Annotated in this window: 19 protein-coding genes and 2 pseudogenes; 12 read left to right on the top strand and 9 right to left on the bottom strand. The window is 38.2% G+C overall.

What is annotated here, in order from left to right; translation table 11 throughout:
* Both Q763_RS03815 and Q763_RS03810 read right to left on the bottom strand, forming a co-directional pair.
* Complete coding sequence (locus tag Q763_RS03815) at window positions 1-1,089, bottom strand: glycosyltransferase family 9 protein (RefSeq protein ID WP_232297499.1); 1,089 nt, start codon at window positions 1,087-1,089, stop codon at window positions 1-3.
* 192 nt (window positions 1,090-1,281) lie between these two features.
* The gene (locus Q763_RS03810) at window positions 1,282-1,773 is read right to left on the bottom strand and encodes a DinB family protein (RefSeq protein WP_035131400.1); all 492 of its coding nucleotides are present in this window, start codon (window positions 1,771-1,773) and stop codon (window positions 1,282-1,284) included.
* Between the two features lie 96 nt (window positions 1,774-1,869).
* Between Q763_RS03810 and Q763_RS03805 the strand changes: the two genes are divergently transcribed.
* Window positions 1,870-2,334, top strand: coding sequence for an OsmC family protein (locus Q763_RS03805; protein ID WP_035131398.1), 465 nt, complete (start codon window positions 1,870-1,872; stop codon window positions 2,332-2,334).
* A gap of 137 nt (window positions 2,335-2,471) precedes the next feature.
* On the opposite strand, the gene Q763_RS03800 is transcribed toward Q763_RS03805, so the two are convergent.
* The 4 genes from Q763_RS03800 to Q763_RS03785 all read right to left on the bottom strand — a co-directional run bounded on the left by Q763_RS03800 (window position 2,472) and on the right by Q763_RS03785 (window position 5,371).
* A complete protein-coding gene (locus Q763_RS03800; RefSeq protein ID WP_035131396.1) occupies window positions 2,472-2,759 on the bottom strand; it encodes a hypothetical protein in 288 nt (95 codons plus the stop codon).
* Between the two features lie 158 nt (window positions 2,760-2,917).
* On the bottom strand, window positions 2,918-3,205 hold the full coding sequence (locus tag Q763_RS03795; RefSeq protein ID WP_035131394.1) for a hypothetical protein: 288 nt from the start codon (window positions 3,203-3,205) through the stop codon (window positions 2,918-2,920).
* A gap of 98 nt (window positions 3,206-3,303) precedes the next feature.
* Window positions 3,304-3,897: a Crp/Fnr family transcriptional regulator gene (locus Q763_RS03790; RefSeq protein WP_035131392.1), complete on the bottom strand. Its 594-nt coding sequence runs from the start codon at window positions 3,895-3,897 to the stop codon at window positions 3,304-3,306.
* 61 nt (window positions 3,898-3,958) lie between these two features.
* Window positions 3,959-5,371, bottom strand: a complete 1,413-nt coding sequence (locus Q763_RS03785; RefSeq protein ID WP_035131390.1) for a dicarboxylate/amino acid:cation symporter — start codon at window positions 5,369-5,371, stop codon at window positions 3,959-3,961.
* A gap of 573 nt (window positions 5,372-5,944) precedes the next feature.
* Here Q763_RS03785 and Q763_RS03780 point away from each other — a divergent pair.
* Entirely contained in the window at window positions 5,945-7,423 is a 1,479-nt protein-coding gene (locus Q763_RS03780) for a tetratricopeptide repeat protein (RefSeq protein ID WP_035131389.1), read from the top strand.
* Here the strand turns inward: Q763_RS03780 and Q763_RS03775 are convergent.
* Window positions 7,420-7,638: a hypothetical protein gene (locus Q763_RS03775; RefSeq protein WP_035131388.1), complete on the bottom strand. Its 219-nt coding sequence runs from the start codon at window positions 7,636-7,638 to the stop codon at window positions 7,420-7,422. The genes Q763_RS03780 and Q763_RS03775 overlap by 4 nt on opposite strands.
* Window positions 7,639-7,815: 177 nt before the next feature.
* Here Q763_RS03775 and Q763_RS03770 point away from each other — a divergent pair, with 177 nt between their 5' ends.
* The 8 genes and pseudogenes from Q763_RS03770 to Q763_RS18080 all read left to right on the top strand — a co-directional run.
* Window positions 7,816-8,232 (top strand): hypothetical protein, encoded by a 417-nt coding sequence (locus tag Q763_RS03770; RefSeq protein ID WP_157499300.1) that lies wholly within the window; start codon window positions 7,816-7,818, stop codon window positions 8,230-8,232.
* A 156-nt stretch (window positions 8,233-8,388) separates the two neighbouring features.
* Window positions 8,389-8,610, top strand: coding sequence for a helix-turn-helix domain-containing protein (locus tag Q763_RS03765; protein ID WP_035131387.1), 222 nt, complete (start codon window positions 8,389-8,391; stop codon window positions 8,608-8,610).
* Complete coding sequence (gene dcm, locus Q763_RS03760; RefSeq protein WP_052123212.1) at window positions 8,610-9,833, top strand: DNA (cytosine-5-)-methyltransferase; 1,224 nt, start codon at window positions 8,610-8,612, stop codon at window positions 9,831-9,833. The genes Q763_RS03765 and dcm overlap by 1 nt, the downstream gene beginning before the upstream one ends.
* The gene (locus Q763_RS03755) at window positions 9,814-11,127 is read left to right on the top strand and encodes an MvaI/BcnI family restriction endonuclease (protein ID WP_035131386.1); all 1,314 of its coding nucleotides are present in this window, start codon (window positions 9,814-9,816) and stop codon (window positions 11,125-11,127) included. The genes dcm and Q763_RS03755 overlap by 20 nt, the downstream gene beginning before the upstream one ends.
* A 2-nt stretch (window positions 11,128-11,129) precedes the next feature.
* Entirely contained in the window at window positions 11,130-11,558 is a 429-nt protein-coding gene (locus Q763_RS03750; protein WP_035131385.1) for a very short patch repair endonuclease, read from the top strand.
* Window positions 11,559-11,759: 201 nt separating this feature from the next.
* Window positions 11,760-13,109: an ammonium transporter gene (locus tag Q763_RS03745; RefSeq protein WP_035131378.1), complete on the top strand. Its 1,350-nt coding sequence runs from the start codon at window positions 11,760-11,762 to the stop codon at window positions 13,107-13,109.
* A 45-nt stretch (window positions 13,110-13,154) separates the two neighbouring features.
* Window positions 13,155-14,123: pseudogene (locus tag Q763_RS03740) on the top strand (2-hydroxyacid dehydrogenase); the annotation flags it as partial.
* 66 nt (window positions 14,124-14,189) lie between these two features.
* Window positions 14,190-14,519: pseudogene (locus tag Q763_RS18080) on the top strand (VOC family protein); the annotation flags it as partial.
* Window positions 14,520-14,550: 31 nt separating this feature from the next.
* Here the strand turns inward: Q763_RS18080 and Q763_RS03735 are convergent.
* On the bottom strand, window positions 14,551-16,374 hold the full coding sequence (locus Q763_RS03735; RefSeq protein ID WP_035131376.1) for a GNAT family N-acyltransferase: 1,824 nt from the start codon (window positions 16,372-16,374) through the stop codon (window positions 14,551-14,553).
* Between the two features lie 191 nt (window positions 16,375-16,565).
* Between Q763_RS03735 and Q763_RS03730 the strand changes: the two genes are divergently transcribed.
* The gene (locus Q763_RS03730; RefSeq protein WP_035131374.1) at window positions 16,566-17,327 is read left to right on the top strand and encodes an exodeoxyribonuclease III; all 762 of its coding nucleotides are present in this window, start codon (window positions 16,566-16,568) and stop codon (window positions 17,325-17,327) included.
* Between the two features lie 35 nt (window positions 17,328-17,362).
* A complete protein-coding gene (locus tag Q763_RS03725; RefSeq protein WP_035131372.1) occupies window positions 17,363-18,325 on the top strand; it encodes an OmpA family protein in 963 nt (320 codons plus the stop codon).
* A 76-nt stretch (window positions 18,326-18,401) separates the two neighbouring features.
* Here Q763_RS03725 and Q763_RS03720 read toward each other — a convergent pair whose 3' ends face one another.
* Window positions 18,402-19,772, bottom strand: coding sequence for a PQQ-dependent sugar dehydrogenase (locus Q763_RS03720; protein WP_035131370.1), 1,371 nt, complete (start codon window positions 19,770-19,772; stop codon window positions 18,402-18,404).
* Between the last annotated feature and the right edge of the window lie 45 nt (window positions 19,773-19,817).

Raw genomic sequence — 19,817 nt, 5'->3', positions numbered from 1 at the left:
TTATGCTTTTAAGGCTTTATTTATACTTTCTATCCAGCTATCCATAGTTGTATTGTTAGTATTTATGGATTCGCTGCCTTTATTGTAAGGTCCGTATGTAGCAGGGTTAGTGTAAGAGAATAGTCCTATAGTTGGAACAAGCGAAGCCGCTGCTAGGTGCATCATGCCACTATCGGCACCTATAAATACCTCACAGGCTGCCATTACACCGCCTATTTCCCTTATTTCCTTACTGTAGTAGGTTGGGGCTTTAAAATCAATTTGCGATACATTCTCTACAGGCAGTATCTCAATAATATTGTAATCATTGGCATATTCGGACTGCAGTCTCTCATAAAACGGATTCCACCATTCCGGTTTGTAGCATTTGTCGCCTGTAGCAAAAGTAAATATGGCAATGGTTTTTTTATCGTTCTTTACAATATCTTTCACTATTTGCTTACCCTGTTCAAGCTCCTTGTCACTTAACCTAAGGTTTAGCGGCGGTACAGGCGTGTCGTTTTTCTCATATCCCAATTTGCTTAAAAAGTATCTAAAGTTATAAACCGGATATTTGGCCATATGGTTACTATCGGTATACATTTCCTTTATCTTATCGCTAACATCACCAAAGTGTTTAAACTTAGCGGTAGCAAACTTGGTAGACAGTCTTCCTGATGAAGAGGAGTTAACCACGTTTATAACCATATCATAACGCTTCTTTTTAACCGAAAGCCATGCAAGCGAATATTTAATAAGTTCCTTAAAAGGTTTGCCCGGTAGTTTTATAATACGGTCAACGTTACTGTAATTTTCAAAAAGTATAGGGGCAAGTCCGCCTCTTACAAAAATATCAATCTTACAATCCGGAAAGGCCTCGTTTACTTCCTGTAAAAGCGGAGTGATAAGCAACAGGTTACCCAGCCTTTTGTTTGGACGTATTATCAGTATTCTTTTAATTTCAGGTTTTTCCTTTAGCTTAAAATCCTTCTCCAGATTTGTAACACCAATATTACGCGTAAGGCTACGCATTATATTTCTCCTTACAACATTTACTTTTTTTAGGCCACCCATGGTTATTCTAAGATTATATTCGTTTGGTAAGGGCATAAATAGTTAAAAAAAATGAGAATACGTATACATTTATTTAATATTTATCCATTCTTAAGTATTGGAATATCAAAACACTATTTGATTTCTGTTAAAGGGTCTTAATAACAAGTTGAATTTAAAACAAAAAGGAACACCACATGATGTCCCTTTTTCTTTGTTGATTGATTTGATGATGATTGTACTCCTATATTAAAAACGTTCCCAAAAGAACGGAGGTGTAATGCCTAAGGCTCTTAAATAAACATATCCCTGACCCCTGTGATGTACTTCGTTGTCTATCCAGTACAGCATGGATGAGGCAATGGTGTTTTCGTAAATCTCAAAAGATTTTATGTGCTGTTCAAAATCCAGACTAAGCAATTTTTCCCATTCCTGATCAATGTAGGCTGTGGTTTTGTCCCAAAACTCTAATAACTGCTGTTTGGTAGTTATCGTTTTTTCGGTAGTGTAATAAGGTAGGTTCTCTATGTTTCTCCATGTTCCTGTGGTTACACCTTCCACACCATAATAGGCAATGCTTGCTACTTCAAGCATTATTTCGCCAAAAGTCCTCATGCCCCCTATGCTGTAACTAAAAAGCTCTTTTTCCGGGAAAGCTTCAATAGTTTTTCTGGTAAGGCTGCGGTGTCCTTTCCAGTGATTTAAAAACTGCTCTGCTGTTAGTGCTGATACTGTTGTCATAATTGATGATTTTTTGATTATGAAGCAAAATTATTATGGGGTAGTGACAACCGTATGTCAGTAGTGAATTGAAAATTTAGTTTTAATTTTAGGGGTATGAAAACACATCATTATTCTACGCAACTGCAATGGACGGGCAACAGAGGTTCGGGTACAAAAAGTTACACTAGCTATACCCGTGATTATAATATACAAACAGAGGGAAAACCCTTTGTTTTGGGTTCTTCAGATCCTGCTTTTAGAGGAGACAGTTCCAGGTATAACCCCGAGGAAATGCTTTTGGCTTCGCTTTCATCCTGCCATATGTTATGGTATTTGCATCTGTGTTCGGAAGCCGGAGTCATAGTAACGGCTTATAAGGACAATGCTATTGGGGAAATGGAGGAAACCCCAAACGGATCGGGCAGATTTACAAAGGTTATATTAAGGCCAGTGGTTACTGTGCAGGAAGAAAGTATGATGCATAAGGCAAACGAGTTACATCAAAAAGCCAATGAGATGTGTTTTATTGCCAACTCCTGTAACTTCCCTGTATTGCATGAGCCGGAAAGTAAGATATAAGGAGGGCTGTATAAAAAATGATTGCCTGTTATATCTTGTCATTTTGACGAAAGGAAAAATTTCTGTTAACCCAGTTTGAGATTCTTCATTTCAATGCGTTGCATTCAGAATGACATTTTTGATATAGTCCCAATAATTTAAATAATAAAAAGATTGAGCAGTGCTATAACAGTGCTCACGGTTATGGTAGCAATAAGCATGTTAAATACTACTTTAGGTTTTTGCTGTGCCAGTACGCTGCCGTTAAATCCCATACAGAAAATGGTTATAAAGAATAGTTGTACCATTTGTGCCAAACTGGTGCCATTTTGTAATACCAGCATCGCAGCTGCCGATCCTAAACAGCTTTGAAATAGTATACCAAGAGTATTAAACCCTATAAACCCTCTTTTGTAGTTTTCCAGATATTTTTGATATGTTTTCATGACTAAAACCTTTTAATGCTTGTAATATCAAAGCTACTTTTTGAGTCGCTTTCGGGTTTATGACCTAAATCATAATCAAAAAATAGAGGGCTGCCTTTTTAGGGGCAACCCTCTAACATTAAAACAAACGTTGTGTTAGGTTTTAGTACGGAAATTAATTAGAGTATAAAAACGTTTAGTAAGATGATGGCAAGGTTTAGTATTACAGTAGTGATAAGTAGGTTAAACACTACTTTAGGTTTTTGCTGGGCTAAAACGCTGCCGTTAAAGCCGGAACAGAATATGGTTATAAAAAACAGCTGAATCATTTGTGCCGGTGTATTACCGTTTTGAAGTACAAACATGGCAGCGATACCACCTAGACAGCTTTGGGCTAAAATGGCTAAAGTGTTGAAACCCATAAACCCTTTTGTGTAATTGTCTAAAAATTTATCATAAGTGCTCATACCAGTAATGTTTTAAATTTATAGTACAAATTTAAGGTGCTGATATCCTTTATTTTATGACAAATATCATGTTCGGTAAATTATTATTACCTTATACTTTATCTATATATTTTTCGCTCGTTAATACTTAATTCGCCCTGTTTTTCCAGTGATTTTATGGCTCTTATAACCGTTTCTACCCTTAACCCTGTGAGGTCGGCTATCTGTTGGCGGGTTAGTGTGACTTTATATTGTGCTTCTTCGTTCTCATGAATAACGTTTTTGAAATAGTCGATAAGAGTTATTATGCGGTGTTCTGCATCCTGCGATGATATTTCTGAAGCCATAATGGCCTTATAATACAGCCTTTGTGCAAGGTTAACTGTCATTGCAACATTGGTATTAGGGTGGGAGTGCAGTAGTTTGAGGAAAGTTTCTTTAGGGAGCGCATAAAGGGAAGTGTCGCTTGTGGCTACTGCTCCTGCAGGATAAGGCCTGTCCAGAAAAAGCGGCGGTTCACCAAAACAGTTTCCTGCACTAAACAGTCCCTGTATAAATTCCTTACCTTCCTCATTATAGTTATTCATTTTAATTTCCCCGCTTATAATCTGGTAATAGTATTTAGGGAGGTCCCCCTGACTAAAAACAGGTTCCCCTTTTTTAAAGTGCAGCTTACGGGCACCAAACTCCAGTAGTATATCTTCCTCTATCATAATGGGGTTATAAGTATATAAATGTAATAAATAAAAAGCCGCACATTGTGCGGCTTTTTATTTATTTGTTTTCGTCGTCATGACTCTCGTAAAGTTCGGTTTTAAATACCTCCTGAGCTTCAAGGGTAGGGTCAAACTCGCCTTCCCATTTGGCAATTACTGCCGAAGCCAAACAGTTACCCACTACGTTTATTGATGTACGGGCCATATCCATAAGCTCATCAATACCCAGTATAATGAATATAGGCCATACAGGCAGGTTAAACGATGCTGCCGTACCCATAAGTATTACCAGTGATGCTCTTGGTATACCCGCAACACCTTTACTGGTTACCATAAGAGTAAACACCATAATAAGCTGTTCGCCGATGCTAAGGTCTATACCTGCTGCCTGTGCCACAAATACACTGGCTAACGATAGGTAAAGAGTTGTTCCGTCAAGGTTAAAGCTGTAGCCCATAGGCATTACAAACGAAACAATTTTACGCGGAACCCCTATGCTTTCCATTGCTTCCATTGCACGTGGTAAAGCCGCTTCCGAACTTGTTGTGGCAAATGCGATAGAAACCGGTTCGCCAATAGCTTTAATAAAAGCTCTTAAATCCAGTTTTATAAATAGGGCTATCGGTATAAATACAATTATTACAAATACCAATAGTGCCCCATATAGGGTTAATAACAGTTTTAATAACGGAATAAGTACACTAAGACCCATGTGTCCTACTGTATATGCCATAGCTGCACCCACACCTATAGGAGCAAAGTACATAACTATATTAGTGAATTTAAACATTACTTCACTAAGGCTTTGGGTAAAGTCAACCATTACTTTACGTTTCTTTTCGGGAACCATAATCAGGGCAATACCAAATATCACACTGAATACCACTATTTGCAGTACCTCGCCTTCGGCCATTGATTTGGCTATATTTTCGGGAAAAATATGCAGTATGATCTGCTGCCAGGTTTGAGGTTCGGCAGCCTGTATGGTTTCTTTAATATCGGTTGGCTGAATAATACCTTCACCGGCTTTAGTAATGTTTATCGCAGCTAAACCTATAAACAGGGCTAGTGTTGTAACAATTTCAAAGTACAGGAGTGATTTCCAGCCCATACGGCCTACCTGTTTTATATTACTATGCCCCGCAATACCGTAAACAAGAGTGGCAAAAATAAGCGGACCAACAATGGTTTTGATAAGCTTCAGGAAGATTTTACTTAAAACCTGTAATCCCTGTCCGGCTTCGGGCCATTCATGTCCTATTGCTGCACCTATAACAAGGCATACCAGTATCCAGGTGGTGAGACTACGCTTTTTAATGGCAAAAAGGGTTAGTCCGAAAACCGATGCCCATATAAAGAATTGTGTAACCGCATGTGGTATTGCATCTGTGAAAAAATAGTTCACGGCAAAAACAATAGAGGTTAGCGAAATTATAATAAAGGCAAAATAATTAATGTACTTTGAATTCATATGATGATTTTGTGCTGTAACGTTCTCTTATAGGATAAAAAATTACATAATGATTATTAATGCGCGGTAAAAATAACTGAAAAATAACTTTTTTGCCTAATAAACCTCATTCTTTTCAATAAAAGAAACTACAGGGGCGTTGTCAACACGTATGTCAACATAAATTTTTGTCGCTTATATGGTACTTATTACTACATTTGCATACCTAAAATTGATAACCAATCCATATAGGATTTTGTGCGCTATTTTTTTAAGAATGAACTAGCTAAACTCGCACCTTCATAGTGGTAGTGATTACAGTGCGATGTTTTTTCAGACCTTACGGCTTGCCGTAAGGTTTTTTTGTTTTATACCTTTTCAGGAGAGTTACATTGAATTTATCTGTTTTTATAACCGAAAAAGTGTGACATTTTAGTAAGTTGTTATTTCTAAATAGCCCAAAAACTCCCATTTACAGTTTTATGAGTTTATGGTAATAACGATCAAAATGCTCATTAGCAAATTGTTGACTTTTGATTTGATTAGTCGGTAATAAGATTTACATTTGACCCAAGCTATTAAAGAGACACATTTATGAAAAATTACGTTAGGGGAATACTCCTCCTGATGCTCTTTTTTATTTCATGTAAACCAGACACCGGCAAAACCCCTAATTTACCCGACGAAGTTGTCAGGAAAAGTATATCGTTAACCGATTTGGGCAACGATCACTGGCGCATGGGTAATTATGAAGAAGCCCTTAAGTATTTTACCGAAGCCTATCAGCATGTTAAACAAACCGGCGATGAAGAACATATGGCAAATTTGCTTAATAGTTTAGGTTTAATATACTGGCGCCTTGAAAATAATGAGGCTGCAATGGAGTGTTATAATGAGGCTGCACAACTGGCAGAAAAGCTCAATTTACCCCAACTGCTGGGTTTAACCTATACTAACAGGGCACTTATATTAAAGGAGAAGCGTATTTTTAATGAAGCGTTTGAGTTTAATAATAAGGCGATAGAAATATTCAAGAAGCTTGACGACCATATTGATTTGGCTTTGGCCTATAACAATCAGGGGCAGATATACCGTTACGGAGACCAACTTGATGCTGCCTTAAAATACTATAACATTTCGCTGGAAGAATGCCTTGATAATCATTACACCGAAGGCATGGCTACTGCTTACCAAAACCTTGGGGTAGTATATGCCTTAAAAGGAAATAAGGCAAAAGCATTTGAAAACTCCCGAAAATGCCTCAAGCTTAGTTTGAAGCTTAACAGTAAGGTGCGTATTAGTGAAGCCTATATGGAGCTGTCGCGCAATCACGAACGTTTTAACAGGCCCGATTCGGCATTATATTATTATAAAAAGTATTATGAGGGACAGCATGAAATACTGGAGTCCAATCAAAAGGAGCAACTGTTACGCTATCAGGCCGGGCTGGGGGTTGAGGTAAAAAACCTCAGGATCCAAAATCTGCAAAACGAAAAGAAGATTGCTAAAAACCGACTGTATTTTATAGGGTTTGGTGTATTTATAGCATTGTTGATTATTGCCTTTTTTGTATACAGGTACCTGTCTCAAATTCGATTTAAAAAGAGTCAGTTGGAATTGGATTTGTATAATTCCCAACGCATGATACATGTAAAGGAAAGGGAACTTAAAACCTATATACTGGATCTTTCTAAAAAGAATGCCATAATAAACGAATTGAAGGAGGAGAAGGAAAATGAGATCGTCTCTAACGAAGAGGTGAGCGAGGAGGAAGTAGCCCAACTACTGGAGCAAAAAATACTTACCGATGACGACTGGGAAAAGTTCAGGCTGCGTTTCAATTCCATTTACCCCGATTTCTTTTCAAGGATAAAAGACAGTCGGATAAATCTTACTGAAGCCGAAATACGTATTATGGTATTAATGCGCCTGGAGCTAAACGGAAAAGACATGGCAAGTATACTGGGCATTTCGCCACAAAGTGTGAGGGTGTGCAAAATGCGCCTCAAAAAGAAACTGCTCAGGGAAGATTATAAATCGGTTGAGGACTTCCTGTCGTACCTTATTAATTAACCCTCCAGCTCGGGGTGTTCCATAAGGTAGTCCTGTAACATGGTTTCCAGCGTTTGGTAATATTTGGAAAGGCTGTTAGAGTCTACCTCGGGGTGTTCCAGTGCCGGAAGTGTTTCCTGTACCTCTCCCAAATAGCTTGACAACTGCGGATATTTCTCCTGAATGAGCACCGTTATCTTAAAAATTTTCTCGGTTATTTCTCTTTTTGTTTCCATAAGCGAGGGATTAAACTATAAAATTACTAAAAAATAAAGTCTTGTTTTTCAATGGTTTGTAAAATTTTTTAAATAAAAATTCTATGCATGCCTAGTTTTAGGCATGGTTGTTGGCTATACCGTTACAAAACCGCGCTGTTTTTTACTTTTTGAGAAACAGCCCTAAACTGAATAATTATGAAGACACTTAGAATTTTACTCGTTGGACTATTTTTGATGACAGGAGCACTTGCAAAAGCCCAGGTATCTGTAAGTGTAAACATGAACATTGGTACTCCGGCGCCGGCGCCAGCAGTATGGGTACCGGCTACACATGTGGAGGCAAGATATTATTACATGCCCGAAATTAATGTGTATTACGACATCACCGCAAACAATTATTTATACGTGAGCAACGGAGCATGGGTGCGTACGGCTTATGTACCGGTTGCCTACAGAAATTATGATTTCCACCGTTGCCAGAAAGTGGTGGTAAACAACTACTACGGAAGAACTCCTTACACTTACTATAATAAACCGTATAAAGTTAAAAAGGTTAAACACGGAAACAAACATTACCATAAACAGCCTCGCAGAAGAGTAGCCAGATACTAATACATACACTACATACTTTATTAAAATGAGAACCGGCGTAAGCCGGTTTTTTGTTTTATGAAGTTATTCACAAAACATCCATGTGACTCATAACCCGTTGTATCAAAGTCTACATCCTGATAGTTTTGTTTCTCATAGAGAACAAATTATAACTGCATGGATATCAATCAGAAGATTGGTGAGCGAATCCGCGAACTAAGAAAACAGAAAAACATATCTCAGGAAGCTTTGGCAAATATTGCCGAAGTGGACAGGACATATATGACCGGAGTTGAAACAGGAAAAAGAAATGTTACTGTTAAGGTTCTTGAAAGGATTGTTGAGGCGCTAGAGTTAGATTTTGCTTCTTTTTTTAATGATAAAATTTTTATGAAGTAATGAAAGGGAAGAAGTATAGCATTGTTAAAAGAAAGCTCAATATAGAGGTTGATAAAAAGACAGATAGTGGCTTGGCTAATTTTACTCATTATCTTCAAAATCATACTAATGGAGTTTCTGAATATTTTAAACCTGGGGCTGAAGATTATCTGGCAGATACACATGAAAAATTACAATTAGTTGAGGAGCCAGACTTTCAATATTATTTACCTATAGAATGGGATATACCGTTTCCTCCTCCAAAGAAACCTGAATTTAAGTTTATTGATTTATTTGCAGGAATAGGGGGAATTAGACTTGCTTATCAAAATTTAGGTGGTAAATGTGTTTTTACAAGTGAATGGGATTCTTTTTCAAAAAAAACTTATGAAGCAAATTTTGGTGAAGTCCCATTTGGAGACATTACTAAAATAGATGAAAAAGATATACCTGATCATGATGTTTTATTAGCAGGGTTCCCATGTCAACCCTTTTCTATAGCAGGAGTTTCAAAGAAAAATTCTCTAGGTAGAAAACATGGTTTTCTTGATGAAACACAAGGAACTTTATTTTTTGATATAGCAAGAATCTTAAAGCATAAAAGACCTAAAACATTTATGCTTGAAAATGTAAAAAACCTGGTTTCACATGATAAGGGGAATACTTTTAAAGTAATTCAAAATACCTTAAAGGAATTAAACTATTCTATTTATTATAAAGTGCTTGATGGTAAGTATTATGTTCCACAGCATAGAGAAAGGATAATAATTGTTGGTTTTGATAATGAATATTTTAAAGGTGAAGAAAATTTTGAATTTCCTGAGTTGAAAGAAGTCAAACATTCTGTAAAAGAGATACTGCTGCCTAAAGTTGAAGATAAATATACATTGTCAGATAAATTATGGAGTTATCTGCAAGAGTATGCCAGAAAACACAGAGCAAAAGGTAATGGTTTTGGTTTTGGTTTAACTGATTTGAACGGAATATCCAGAACAATGAGCGCAAGATATTATAAAGATGGTGCAGAAATTTTAATCCCTCAAAAAGGTAAGAACCCAAGGAGATTAGTTCCTAGAGAATGTGCGAGGTTACAGGGTTTTCCAGATAATTTTGTTATACCTGTTTCAGATAATCAGGCGTATAAGCAGTTTGGAAATTCAGTAGTTTCTCCGCTCATGCAGGCCGTTGGAGAAAAAGTAGTTGAACAATTAAAACAGTTTTCAAATGGATTTGATAAACCTTAAAGCAATTTTTTCTTCATATGGGTGTAAAAAAGTTTATGTAAAAAAACTAGCACCTAATGATAACTCTAAAAATCAGGTTTATCTGGCGGGTAGTTTCGATATTCTGAATATTTTCCCGATAAAAGAAATTCTTAATGAGCCAGCAGGTGATTGGAAGAAAGAGCGTTTTAAAGCTAAAATTGATTTTTCTTGGGTTGTTGAAGATGGTACATTAAGTGATGCTCCTTACTCACAATTAATTCTTTATCCTAAATATCCCGAAGTTAGGTTTTCTGGATTTTTATTACGATCAAAAAAAGCGCCTTCAAAATTAATGGCAACCAGATTGGCTGATAGATTGTTATTTTTAGGGGTTACAGATAAAGGTAAAATTTTAGGCTATGTAGCTTCACCTGATTCTCCATTAGCTAAAGAGGTTAATAACAATTCTTTTGATAATTATGGAGTTTTTAGGGTAATAGAACTATCTCTTTTTGAAGATAATAGAGTTAAGCTCATATCTGAATTATTCCGTATTTATAATATGGGGTGGATAAAATCTAAAAGATTAGATAGTGTCGGGAATGTTATGGTCTGTGAATCTTCAAATTGTGGAGGATATACTTTAGAAGCAGAATTAGGGATTACTCCAAATGGATTTTCAGAGCCAGATTTTTTAGGGTGGGAAGTGAAACAGTTTGGGGTTGATAATTTTGAAAAAATTAATTCAAAAGTAATCACACTCATGACTCCTGAACCTACACATGGTTATTATAAAACTGATGGAGCTGAGGCTTTTATAAGAAAGTATGGGTATAATGATTTAAATGGAGTGCCTGATAGGATGAATTTTGGAGGTATTCATAGAGCAGGAGAATTGCATCACAGAACAAACCTAAGGATGGAAGTAATGGGGTTCGATAATGAAACTGGCAAAATTCGAAATACTGATGGAGCTATTGTTTTAGTTGATGATAAAGGTAGAGAAGCTGCATCATGGAGTTTTTCGTCAATGCTATTACATTGGAATAGAAAACATAATCAAGCTTGTTTTGTCCCGTCTATGTCGGAAAATAATGGAGGACGTAGTTATAAATATGGAAATAAAGTTATTATTGGAGTAGGTACAGATTTTCAATTGTTTTTAGAGCAAATGGTTAAAGGTAACGTATATTACGATCCAGGTATTAAGCTTGAAAATATATCAACAAAACCAAAAGTTAAGAAAAGAAGCCAGTTTAGGGTTAAATCGGGAGATTTACAAAGCTTATATAAGACTAGTGAAATTTTAGATCTTACACAAAATAACTCTTAATCATGGACCGTCACACTCCCGAACAGCGCTCCCGTAATATGGCTGCTATAAAAAGTAAAGCCACAAAAGATGAAGTGTTGTTAGGTAAAGCGATGTGGTATGCAGGATTACGATATAGGAAAAACACAAAAACTGTTTTCGGGAAACCCGACTTCACGTTTAAAAAATACAAACTCGCTGTCTTTGTTGATAGCGAGTTTTTTCATGGTAAAAACTGGGAAACCGAGAAGTACCGTATAAAAACCAATCAGGAATTCTGGCATAAAAAAATTGAAAAGAATATAGAGCGTGATAAGGAGGTTAACGAATATCTCATATCACAGGGATGGACAGTACTCCGTTTCTGGAGTAAGGAAATCAGGAAAAATCTTGATGAGGTTGTAAATAAAATTCAGGCAGAAATTATCCAAAAGTCAAATATCCAACAATGACGAAAAACTAATTTCCGGTTGGGATATTAAAAAAGCACTGACTAATTTAGAAGAAGAAATCTTTTTGAAAGCATTAATTAGTAAATCAAAAAAATAAAGGGCAAAAGTAGGGGTGTTTTTATAATACCCTCAAAAATTTAAGCTTCAATAATTAAAAAACTATATTTTTATATCTTTGACCCTGTAATTTTAAGGGGTGTTATGGAAAAGAAATTAGAAAAACGCTGGATTGTTGCTTTTTTTATTACTGCTGCGGTTGCTATAACCGGATTATTTTGGGAGCATGCCTCCCCTACCAAAACAACTTCACAATTTAACAGTACTGATACCATAGTACCTGCCGATGTGGCCTGGTTGCTTACGGCTTCGTGTCTGGTATTGTTAATGACACCGGGGTTAGCCTTCTTTTACGGAGGGATGGTTGGGAAAAAGAACGTGATCTCTACCATGCTTAAAAGCTTTATCTGTCTGGGGGTAATAAGTCTGTTATGGGTAGCGGTAGGTTTTAGCCTTTCTTTTGGTGAATCGATAGGTATAACTATCGACGGAGTGAAATATGGTATTGTAGGCAACCCAACCGATTTTGCTTTTTTCGATTTTGTAGACGAACACCCGCATGCGCAAATGGCATCAACAATTCCGTTTATCCTGTTTGCCCTTTTTCAAATGAAATTTGCCGTTATCACTCCGGCTATCATTACGGGGTCGCTGGCAGAACGTATCCGTTTTATATCATTTCTTTTATTTATATGTCTTTTCTGTCTGTTTATCTATACACCGTTGTGCCACATGGTTTGGCATCCTAACGGACTCCTTGGTGCTTACTTTGGCGTGAAAGATTTTGCCGGAGGTACCGTGGTACACATGAGTGCCGGTTTTGCCGCCATAGCAGGGGTACTGGTATTGGGTAAACGTAAAAATGTAGAACACATACCTACTAATATACCTTTTGTACTTCTTGGTACAGGGATGCTTTGGTTTGGCTGGTTCGGTTTTAATGCCGGGTCGGCATTGGCAGCAAATCATACTGCGGCCATGGCATTTGCTACTACAACCATTGCTTCGGCTTCGGCTATGCTTACCTGGGCCTTTTTCGACAGGCTTAACGGAAGGAAGGTTTCGGCACTGGGCTGTTGTATAGGTGCCGTTGTGGGACTTGTAGCTATTACACCTGCTGCCGGGTTTGTATCTATCCCTAAAAGTATATTCTTCGGGTTTGCGGCTGCTATAGTGTCTAATGTAATGGTACACTGGAAACAGCTTAAAAAAATAGACGATACCCTTGATGTTTTTGCCTGCCACGGTGTGGGTGGTATTATGGGGATGATACTTACGGCTATTTTTGCCGAGGGGGAAAACGCAAGCTTACTGCATGGCGGATGGGGTGTTTTTACACATCACATGATTGCCTTAGTGCTTGTGGCGTTTTTCTCTTTCTTTGGAGCCTTGGTGCTGTACAAATTCACTAATCTGTTTATTCCCCTTCGTGTTTCGGAAGAATCAGAACAATTGGGTCTGGATCTTTCGCAGCATAACGAAACGCTTTCGTAAATATGTAATAAACTTTGGTAACTTTGTGTCACAAATACAAGTGACATGACTTTAAATGCCAAAAACATAAAAGTTTTACATATAGACAGCAACAATCCTGTTTTATGGGATCAGTTGGAACAGGCCGGATTTGAAAATCACGCCGACTACAAATCGACCAAAGAGGAAATTGAAGCTAAAATCCACGAATATAACGGTGTTGTTATCCGCAGCCGTTTTGATATCGACAGGGCTTTTCTTGATAAGGCAACAAACCTTCAGTTCATAGCCCGTGTGGGTGCAGGACTGGAGAGTATTGATTGTGATTATGCCGAAGCCAAAGGCGTAAACCTTATTGCTGCTCCCGAAGGGAATCGTAATGCGGTAGGAGAACAGGCTCTGGGTATGCTGCTGTCATTATTCAACAATCTTAACCGTGCCGATAGGGAAATACGTTCGGGTAAATGGATTAGGGAAGGTAATCGCGGGCATGAGCTTGACGGAAAAACGGTTGGTATTATCGGTTATGGTAATATGGGTAAATCGTTTGCCAAAAAACTACGTGGTTTTGAAGTTGAGGTATTATGCTATGATATAAAACCGATGGTAGGCGATGCCAATGCCAAACAGGTTTCGCTTGAAGAATTACAGCAGAAAGCAGATGTACTTAGCCTGCACACGCCCTGGACTCCCGAAACTAATAAAATGGTAAATGCCGATTTTATCAATGCTTTTGCCAAACCGTTTTGGTTAATAAACACCGCACGTGGAAAAAGTGTTGTGACTAATGATTTAGCCGATGCTATAGAGAGCGGTAAAGTTTTAGGCGCTGCATTGGATGTACTGGAATACGAGAAATCTTCATTTGAGTATTTATTTACAGATAGTAATATACCGGAAGCTTTTCAATACCTGTTGAATTCTGACAGGGTGTTATTGTCTCCGCATATTGCCGGATGGACTTTTGAAAGCCACGAACGACTGGCGCAGGTAATTGTAGATAAGATTAAGGCTTTATACTTCGGAGAACCGGAAACCAATGAGCCACAGAAAAGAGTTACTGGAGTAGGAGGGTTTTTCTTTAAGAGTGAAGATCCGTCTAAACTTAAAGACTGGTATAAAAAACATTTAGGACTCAATACCGATGATTATGGCTGTACTTTTTGGTGGATAGATGACAAAGGAAATAAAGCATCTACACAATGGTCGCCTTTTGGAGCCGATACGAAATACTTTGAGCCTTCACAAAAGCAGTTTATGCAAAACTTTAGGGTGCATAATCTGGATGGTTTATTAGTTAAACTAAAAGAGGAAGGTGTAACCCTTGTTGGAGAACCCGAAGCTTATGATTATGGTAAATTTGCCTGGATAGTAGACCCCGAAGGGAATAAAATTGAGTTGTGGGAGCCCGTAGATAAGGCATTCCTGTAATAAAAAAAGCCTTCCAAACGGAAGGCTTTTTTTATTGTTCTTCTTTTTCGGAAAGCTTACGTTCCAGTTCGGCCTGAAACTCTTCCATTACCGGTTTTACGGTACTTTCCGGCAAATCGGCTATCCTTATGTACATTAGTCCGTCAATAGCGTTGTTAAACAGCGGATCTACGTTAAAGGCAATAACTTTGGCGTTTTGCTTAATGTATTTTTTAATAAGAACTGGTAGTCTAAGGTTGTTAGGCTCCACTTCTTCTATAATCTTATCAAACTTATTAAGGTCTGATTCGGTTTCGTTGAAAACAAAATCTTTATCGGCGTCCTTAAGTTTTACCTTGTATTCTTTTTTCGGGTGGATGTATTGGGCAATGTATGGGTCGTAATAATGCGACTTCATAAACTCAATCATCAATGATTTTGAGAACTCAGAGAACTGGTTACTAATACTTACCCCACCTATAAGGTACTTGTGTTCAGGGTATCTTAATGTGGTGTGAACAATACCTTTCCATAGCAGGAATAACGGCATTGGCTTTTGCTGGTATTCTTTAATGATGAATGCCCTACCCATTTCAATGGATTTTGACATCATATCATACAGTTCCGGTTCAAAACGGAAGAGGTCGTGCAGGTAAAACCCGTCTATACCGTATTTGGTATAAATCTCGGTACCAAGTCCCATACGGTAAGCCCCTGCAATACACTTGGCATCCTCGTCCCAAAGGAACATGTGGTGGTAGTACTTATCGTATTTGTCAAGATCAAGCGACTCATTAGTGCCTTCGCCTACTTCCCTAAATGTAATTTCCCTAAGTCGGCCTATTTCATGCAGTATGTTCGGAATTTTATCTGCCGAAACAAAAAACACTTCATAGTTCTTACTTTGTAAAAGGCGATAATCCCCTTTTCTTAAAAGCTTTATTTCCGAAAGCATCTGGGCGTGGTTAGCCGGGCCTGCGATTTCTTTAGGGCTTCTTGGTATTTTAATATTAAGGCTTGAGGTAAGGTTAGAAGCATCTATAAGCTTAGTGCCTTTTTCAAATGGGTTTGCAAGCATATAGGTTTTTCGTCTTAAAAATTCTGAGTAAGCCTCAACAGTTTCATATTCGTTTTGTTCGGCAACCGAAATAGGTTTGCCTATCCTCACTTTTATAACCCTGTCTTTTTGTGTAAGCAGTTCGCTAGGCAGTTTTGCCGTGCGCATGGTATCGCTTATTTTAGACAGCCAGTAAAACAGTCTGCTGTTTTTAGCGTGGAAGTATATAGGTATAACCGGTACCTGTGCTTTTTTAATAAGCTTAATGGCTCCTTCTTCCCAAGGCTTGTCTACAAGCAGTCTTCCGTCTTTGTAGGTAGAAACCTCACCGGCAGGGAAAATTCCCAACGGCATATCATCACTCAAATGTCTTAAAGCATCTTTAATCCCTGCAACGCTTGATTTTGCATCTTTGTGATTTTCAAAAGGATTAACCGGCATCACAAACGGTTTTAGCGGCTCAATGCGGTGAAGTAAAAAGTTGGCAATAATTTTAAAATTCGGATCTTTTTCAACCATTAATTTTAAAAGTAGTATGCCGTCTATGCCTCCAAGCGGATGGTTTGATATGGTTATGTAAGGTCCCTGTTTAGGGATACGTTTTAAATCTTCTTCAGGAATTTCAAACTTAATCTGAAATTCGTTCAATATAGAGTTAAGGAACTCAACACCCTCAAGATGTTTGTTCCTGTCGTATATTTTGTTTAGGGTTGATATCTTTAGAACTTTCATTAGCAACCAGCCCGAAAAGGTTCCCAAAACCCCATATTTATCGGCTTTAATTGCTTTTGCAACTTCTTTAGAGGTAACTAAGCTCATTTACATTAGTGTTACTGCAAGAAACAAAGATAACAATTCTGAACAAACGGTGGGGGCGATTATTGTTTTTAAGGTAGTAAAAGGTCAGTTTTTTTGTAGTTTTCTGAAAACAAGTCGGTTATAATGTATTGTTGCACAAATTGTTATATTCATCCTTTTTTGGTTATTTTTGAACCAAATAAAAAGGGAAAATGAGGATTATTTCATACAACGTAAATGGTATAAGGGCAGCATTTACAAAAGGGTTTATGGAGTGGTTAACACAGGCTAACCCCGACATTATTTGCCTGCAGGAAACAAAAGCAACTCACGATCAGGTAGACGTACAGCAAATTGAGGCTGCCGGGTATCCATATCACTATTGGTTTTCGGCTCAGAAAAAAGGATATAGCGGTGTAGCAATATTCTCCAAGCATAAGCCAAACAATGTGGTTTATGGTACAGGAATTGATTATATGGACTTTGAAGGGCGTAATATAAGGCTTGACTTTGATACGTTTTCGGTAATGAGTCTTTACCTGCCATCAGGTACTAATATCGACAGACTGGAGCATAAGTTTCAGTACATGAGGGATTTTCACGACTACGTGGATAACCTGAAAAAAGAAATCCCTAACCTTATTATATGTGGTGATTATAATATTTGTCACGAAGCGATAGATATTCACGACCCGGTGCGAAACGCAAAGGTATCCGGTTTCCTTCCGGAAGAAAGAGCATGGTTGGATGCCTTTATCAAAAACGGTTTTATAGATACGTTCCGTCATTTTAATAAGGAACCGCATAATTACAGCTGGTGGAGCTATAGGGCTAATGCCCGTAACAATAACAAAGGGTGGCGTATAGATTATGCCATGGCTACCGAACCAATGCGCGAAAGGCTAACAAGGGCTGTTATTTTACCCGAAGCCAAACACAGTGACCACTGCCCTATAGTAGTGGAGTTTGAATAAGAACCTAATTAATTACTAAATACACGAATACACAAATGGTAAAGCAAATTACTGCAGGTATACTTTTAATGGCACTTACTACATCGTGTGTGTCATCAAAGGTTTATAAGGATCTGGAAAATAAATATGCCGATCTTAAGAAAGAAAACCGTGCCCTGGCCGATGAGAACTCAACACTGGCTCAGGAGAAAAACAGTCTGGACCTTCAGTCGAAAGATTTACAGTCGCAACTGGATAAAGCTAAAGAGGAAAGAGATAAACTTGCAGCTGATTATGCTGCCACAAAAAACAGTCTTGATAACCTTAAGGCATCATACAGTGCATTAGAGAAAAACAGTAGTGCTGCGCTTGACAGTAATATGAAAAAGAACAGGGAGCTTTTAGCCGAACTTGAAGCTAAAGAAAAAGCCCTGGCTGCCGAGCAGGAAAGACTAAACAAACTGAAAAGCGACCTACAGGAGCGTTCACAACGTGTAGATGAGCTTGAAGGTATGATAGCTGCTCAGGAAGAAGGTTTGAGAGCACTTAAAGAAACCCTTTCAAGAGCCCTTAACGGTTTTGAAGGTAAGGGGCTTACTGTAGAGCATAAAAACGGGAAGGTGTATGTATCTATGGAGAATAAGCTGCTATTCAATTCCGGTAGTTGGACAGTAGGTACTGAAGGAAAAAGGGCAGTAACCGAAGTAGCTAAAGTACTTGCTGCTAATCCTGATATTACCGTGCTTATTGAAGGGCATACTGATAATGTACCTTACAACGGATCAGGCCAGATTGCCGATAACTGGGATCTTTCTACAAAACGTGCTACGGCTATTGTAAACATTATTCGTGATAATAAAGGTGTTGACCCTAAAAACTTAACTGCAGCCGGTAGGGGAGAATTTGCTCCTGTAGCTGATAACGATTCTGCAGAGGGAAGATCTAAAAACAGAAGGATAGAAATTATCCTTACACCGAAACTGGATGAGATATCAAAAATGCTTAACGATATAGAGTAAGCCGTTTTTTATACAGAAATAAAAAGCCCGGAAGTTAATACCTCCGGGCTTTTTTTATCAAGGGTAGTAATGTACTTTATTTTACAGCGAGTTTATAATTATATTTCGAACCATTTGCATCGGTAAGGGCTAAAATGTATAAGCCGTTTGAAAGTCCTGAAATATCAAGACTATTCAGTTCAATGTTTTCCAGCGGTTTGTTTAGAAGCACTTTTCCGCTTGTATCATATATGTGAGCCCTCTCTAAAGGAGTATTCACAGTATTGTTTTTTATAAACAGGTTTTGTGATGCCGGATTAGGATAAACAGCAAACTGATTGCTGTTAACATCTTCCAGTCCTAAGTTGTTATCTTTTATATGGTATATAATGCCGCTCATTCCTGTAATGTATAGCTCTCCGTTAACATCTTCGCCAAATGTAGTAAAGTTGCTTCCGCCTATGGTTTGAACATCTTCGATGTTTCCTTCGGTATCTATAGAGCTTACTACATTAGAGCAGTAATCGGCATAGAAATACATACCCTGCATATCCGGATACATAGTTCCTCTGTAAACATATCCTCCTGTAATGGAGCAGCCTCCTGTTTCATTATGCGTGTATTGGGCATAAGGCATTACGGTTCCTGTAACTCCGGCACATTGGCTCATGTCATATTCGTCATTGCCTTCGTAACAGCGCCATCCGTAATTAAGTCCTGCCGAAGTACCGTCAACCTTATTTATTTCTTCTATAGCATTTTGACCCACATCGGCAATCCAAAGTTCACCCGTAGCAGAGTCAAACGAAAACTTCCACGGATTGCGTAATCCGTAGGCCCAAATCTCCTCTACATTACTTGTCCCTGCAAAAGGGTTATCTCCCGGTATATCGTACGAACCATCATCCTGAACATCAATACGAAGCAGTTTTCCTAAATAGCTTTCAAGATTTTGTGCATAATTGTTAGGGTCACCGCCGCTACCACCATCGCCCATGGCAATGTACAGGTAACCGTCAGGCCCAAACTGAAGGCAGCCTCCATTGTGGTTGCTAAACGGTTGTGGTACAGTCATCATTATAGCCTCACTATCAGGGTTGGCAGCATCTCCGTCGGTATCGCTTACTGTAAAACGTGAAATAACCGTTGTACCTTCGCTATTGGTATAGTTAACATAAAAATACCCGTTAGTGGCATAATCGGGATGAAAAGCCAGCCCTAACAGTCCGCGTTCGCCTCCGGTAGAGATAAGATCACTTATATCCAGAAAGGTAGTTGCATCAGGATTTGTTTCATTAAAGAAACGGATAAGCCCACCCTGTTCGGCTATAAATATGCGGTCATCTCCGGCATTGGTTATTACCACTGGTGAATTAAACCCTATAGCATACATTTCCAGTTCGGGTTGCGCCTGTGAAAAAGCAGCTCCTGTAAAGAGGCAAATAACAAAAGTAAATAGTGTTCTCATAGCTAAATTGTATTGGTTGTTTTCTAAAAGTAATAATAAATTAAC

Source organism: Flavobacterium beibuense F44-8 (genome assembly GCF_000769915.1).
GTDB lineage: Bacteria > Bacteroidota > Bacteroidia > Flavobacteriales > Flavobacteriaceae > Flavobacterium > Flavobacterium beibuense.
The sequence above is the reverse complement of the archived record's forward strand: the minus strand, read 5'-3'. Positions and strand labels throughout refer to the sequence as shown.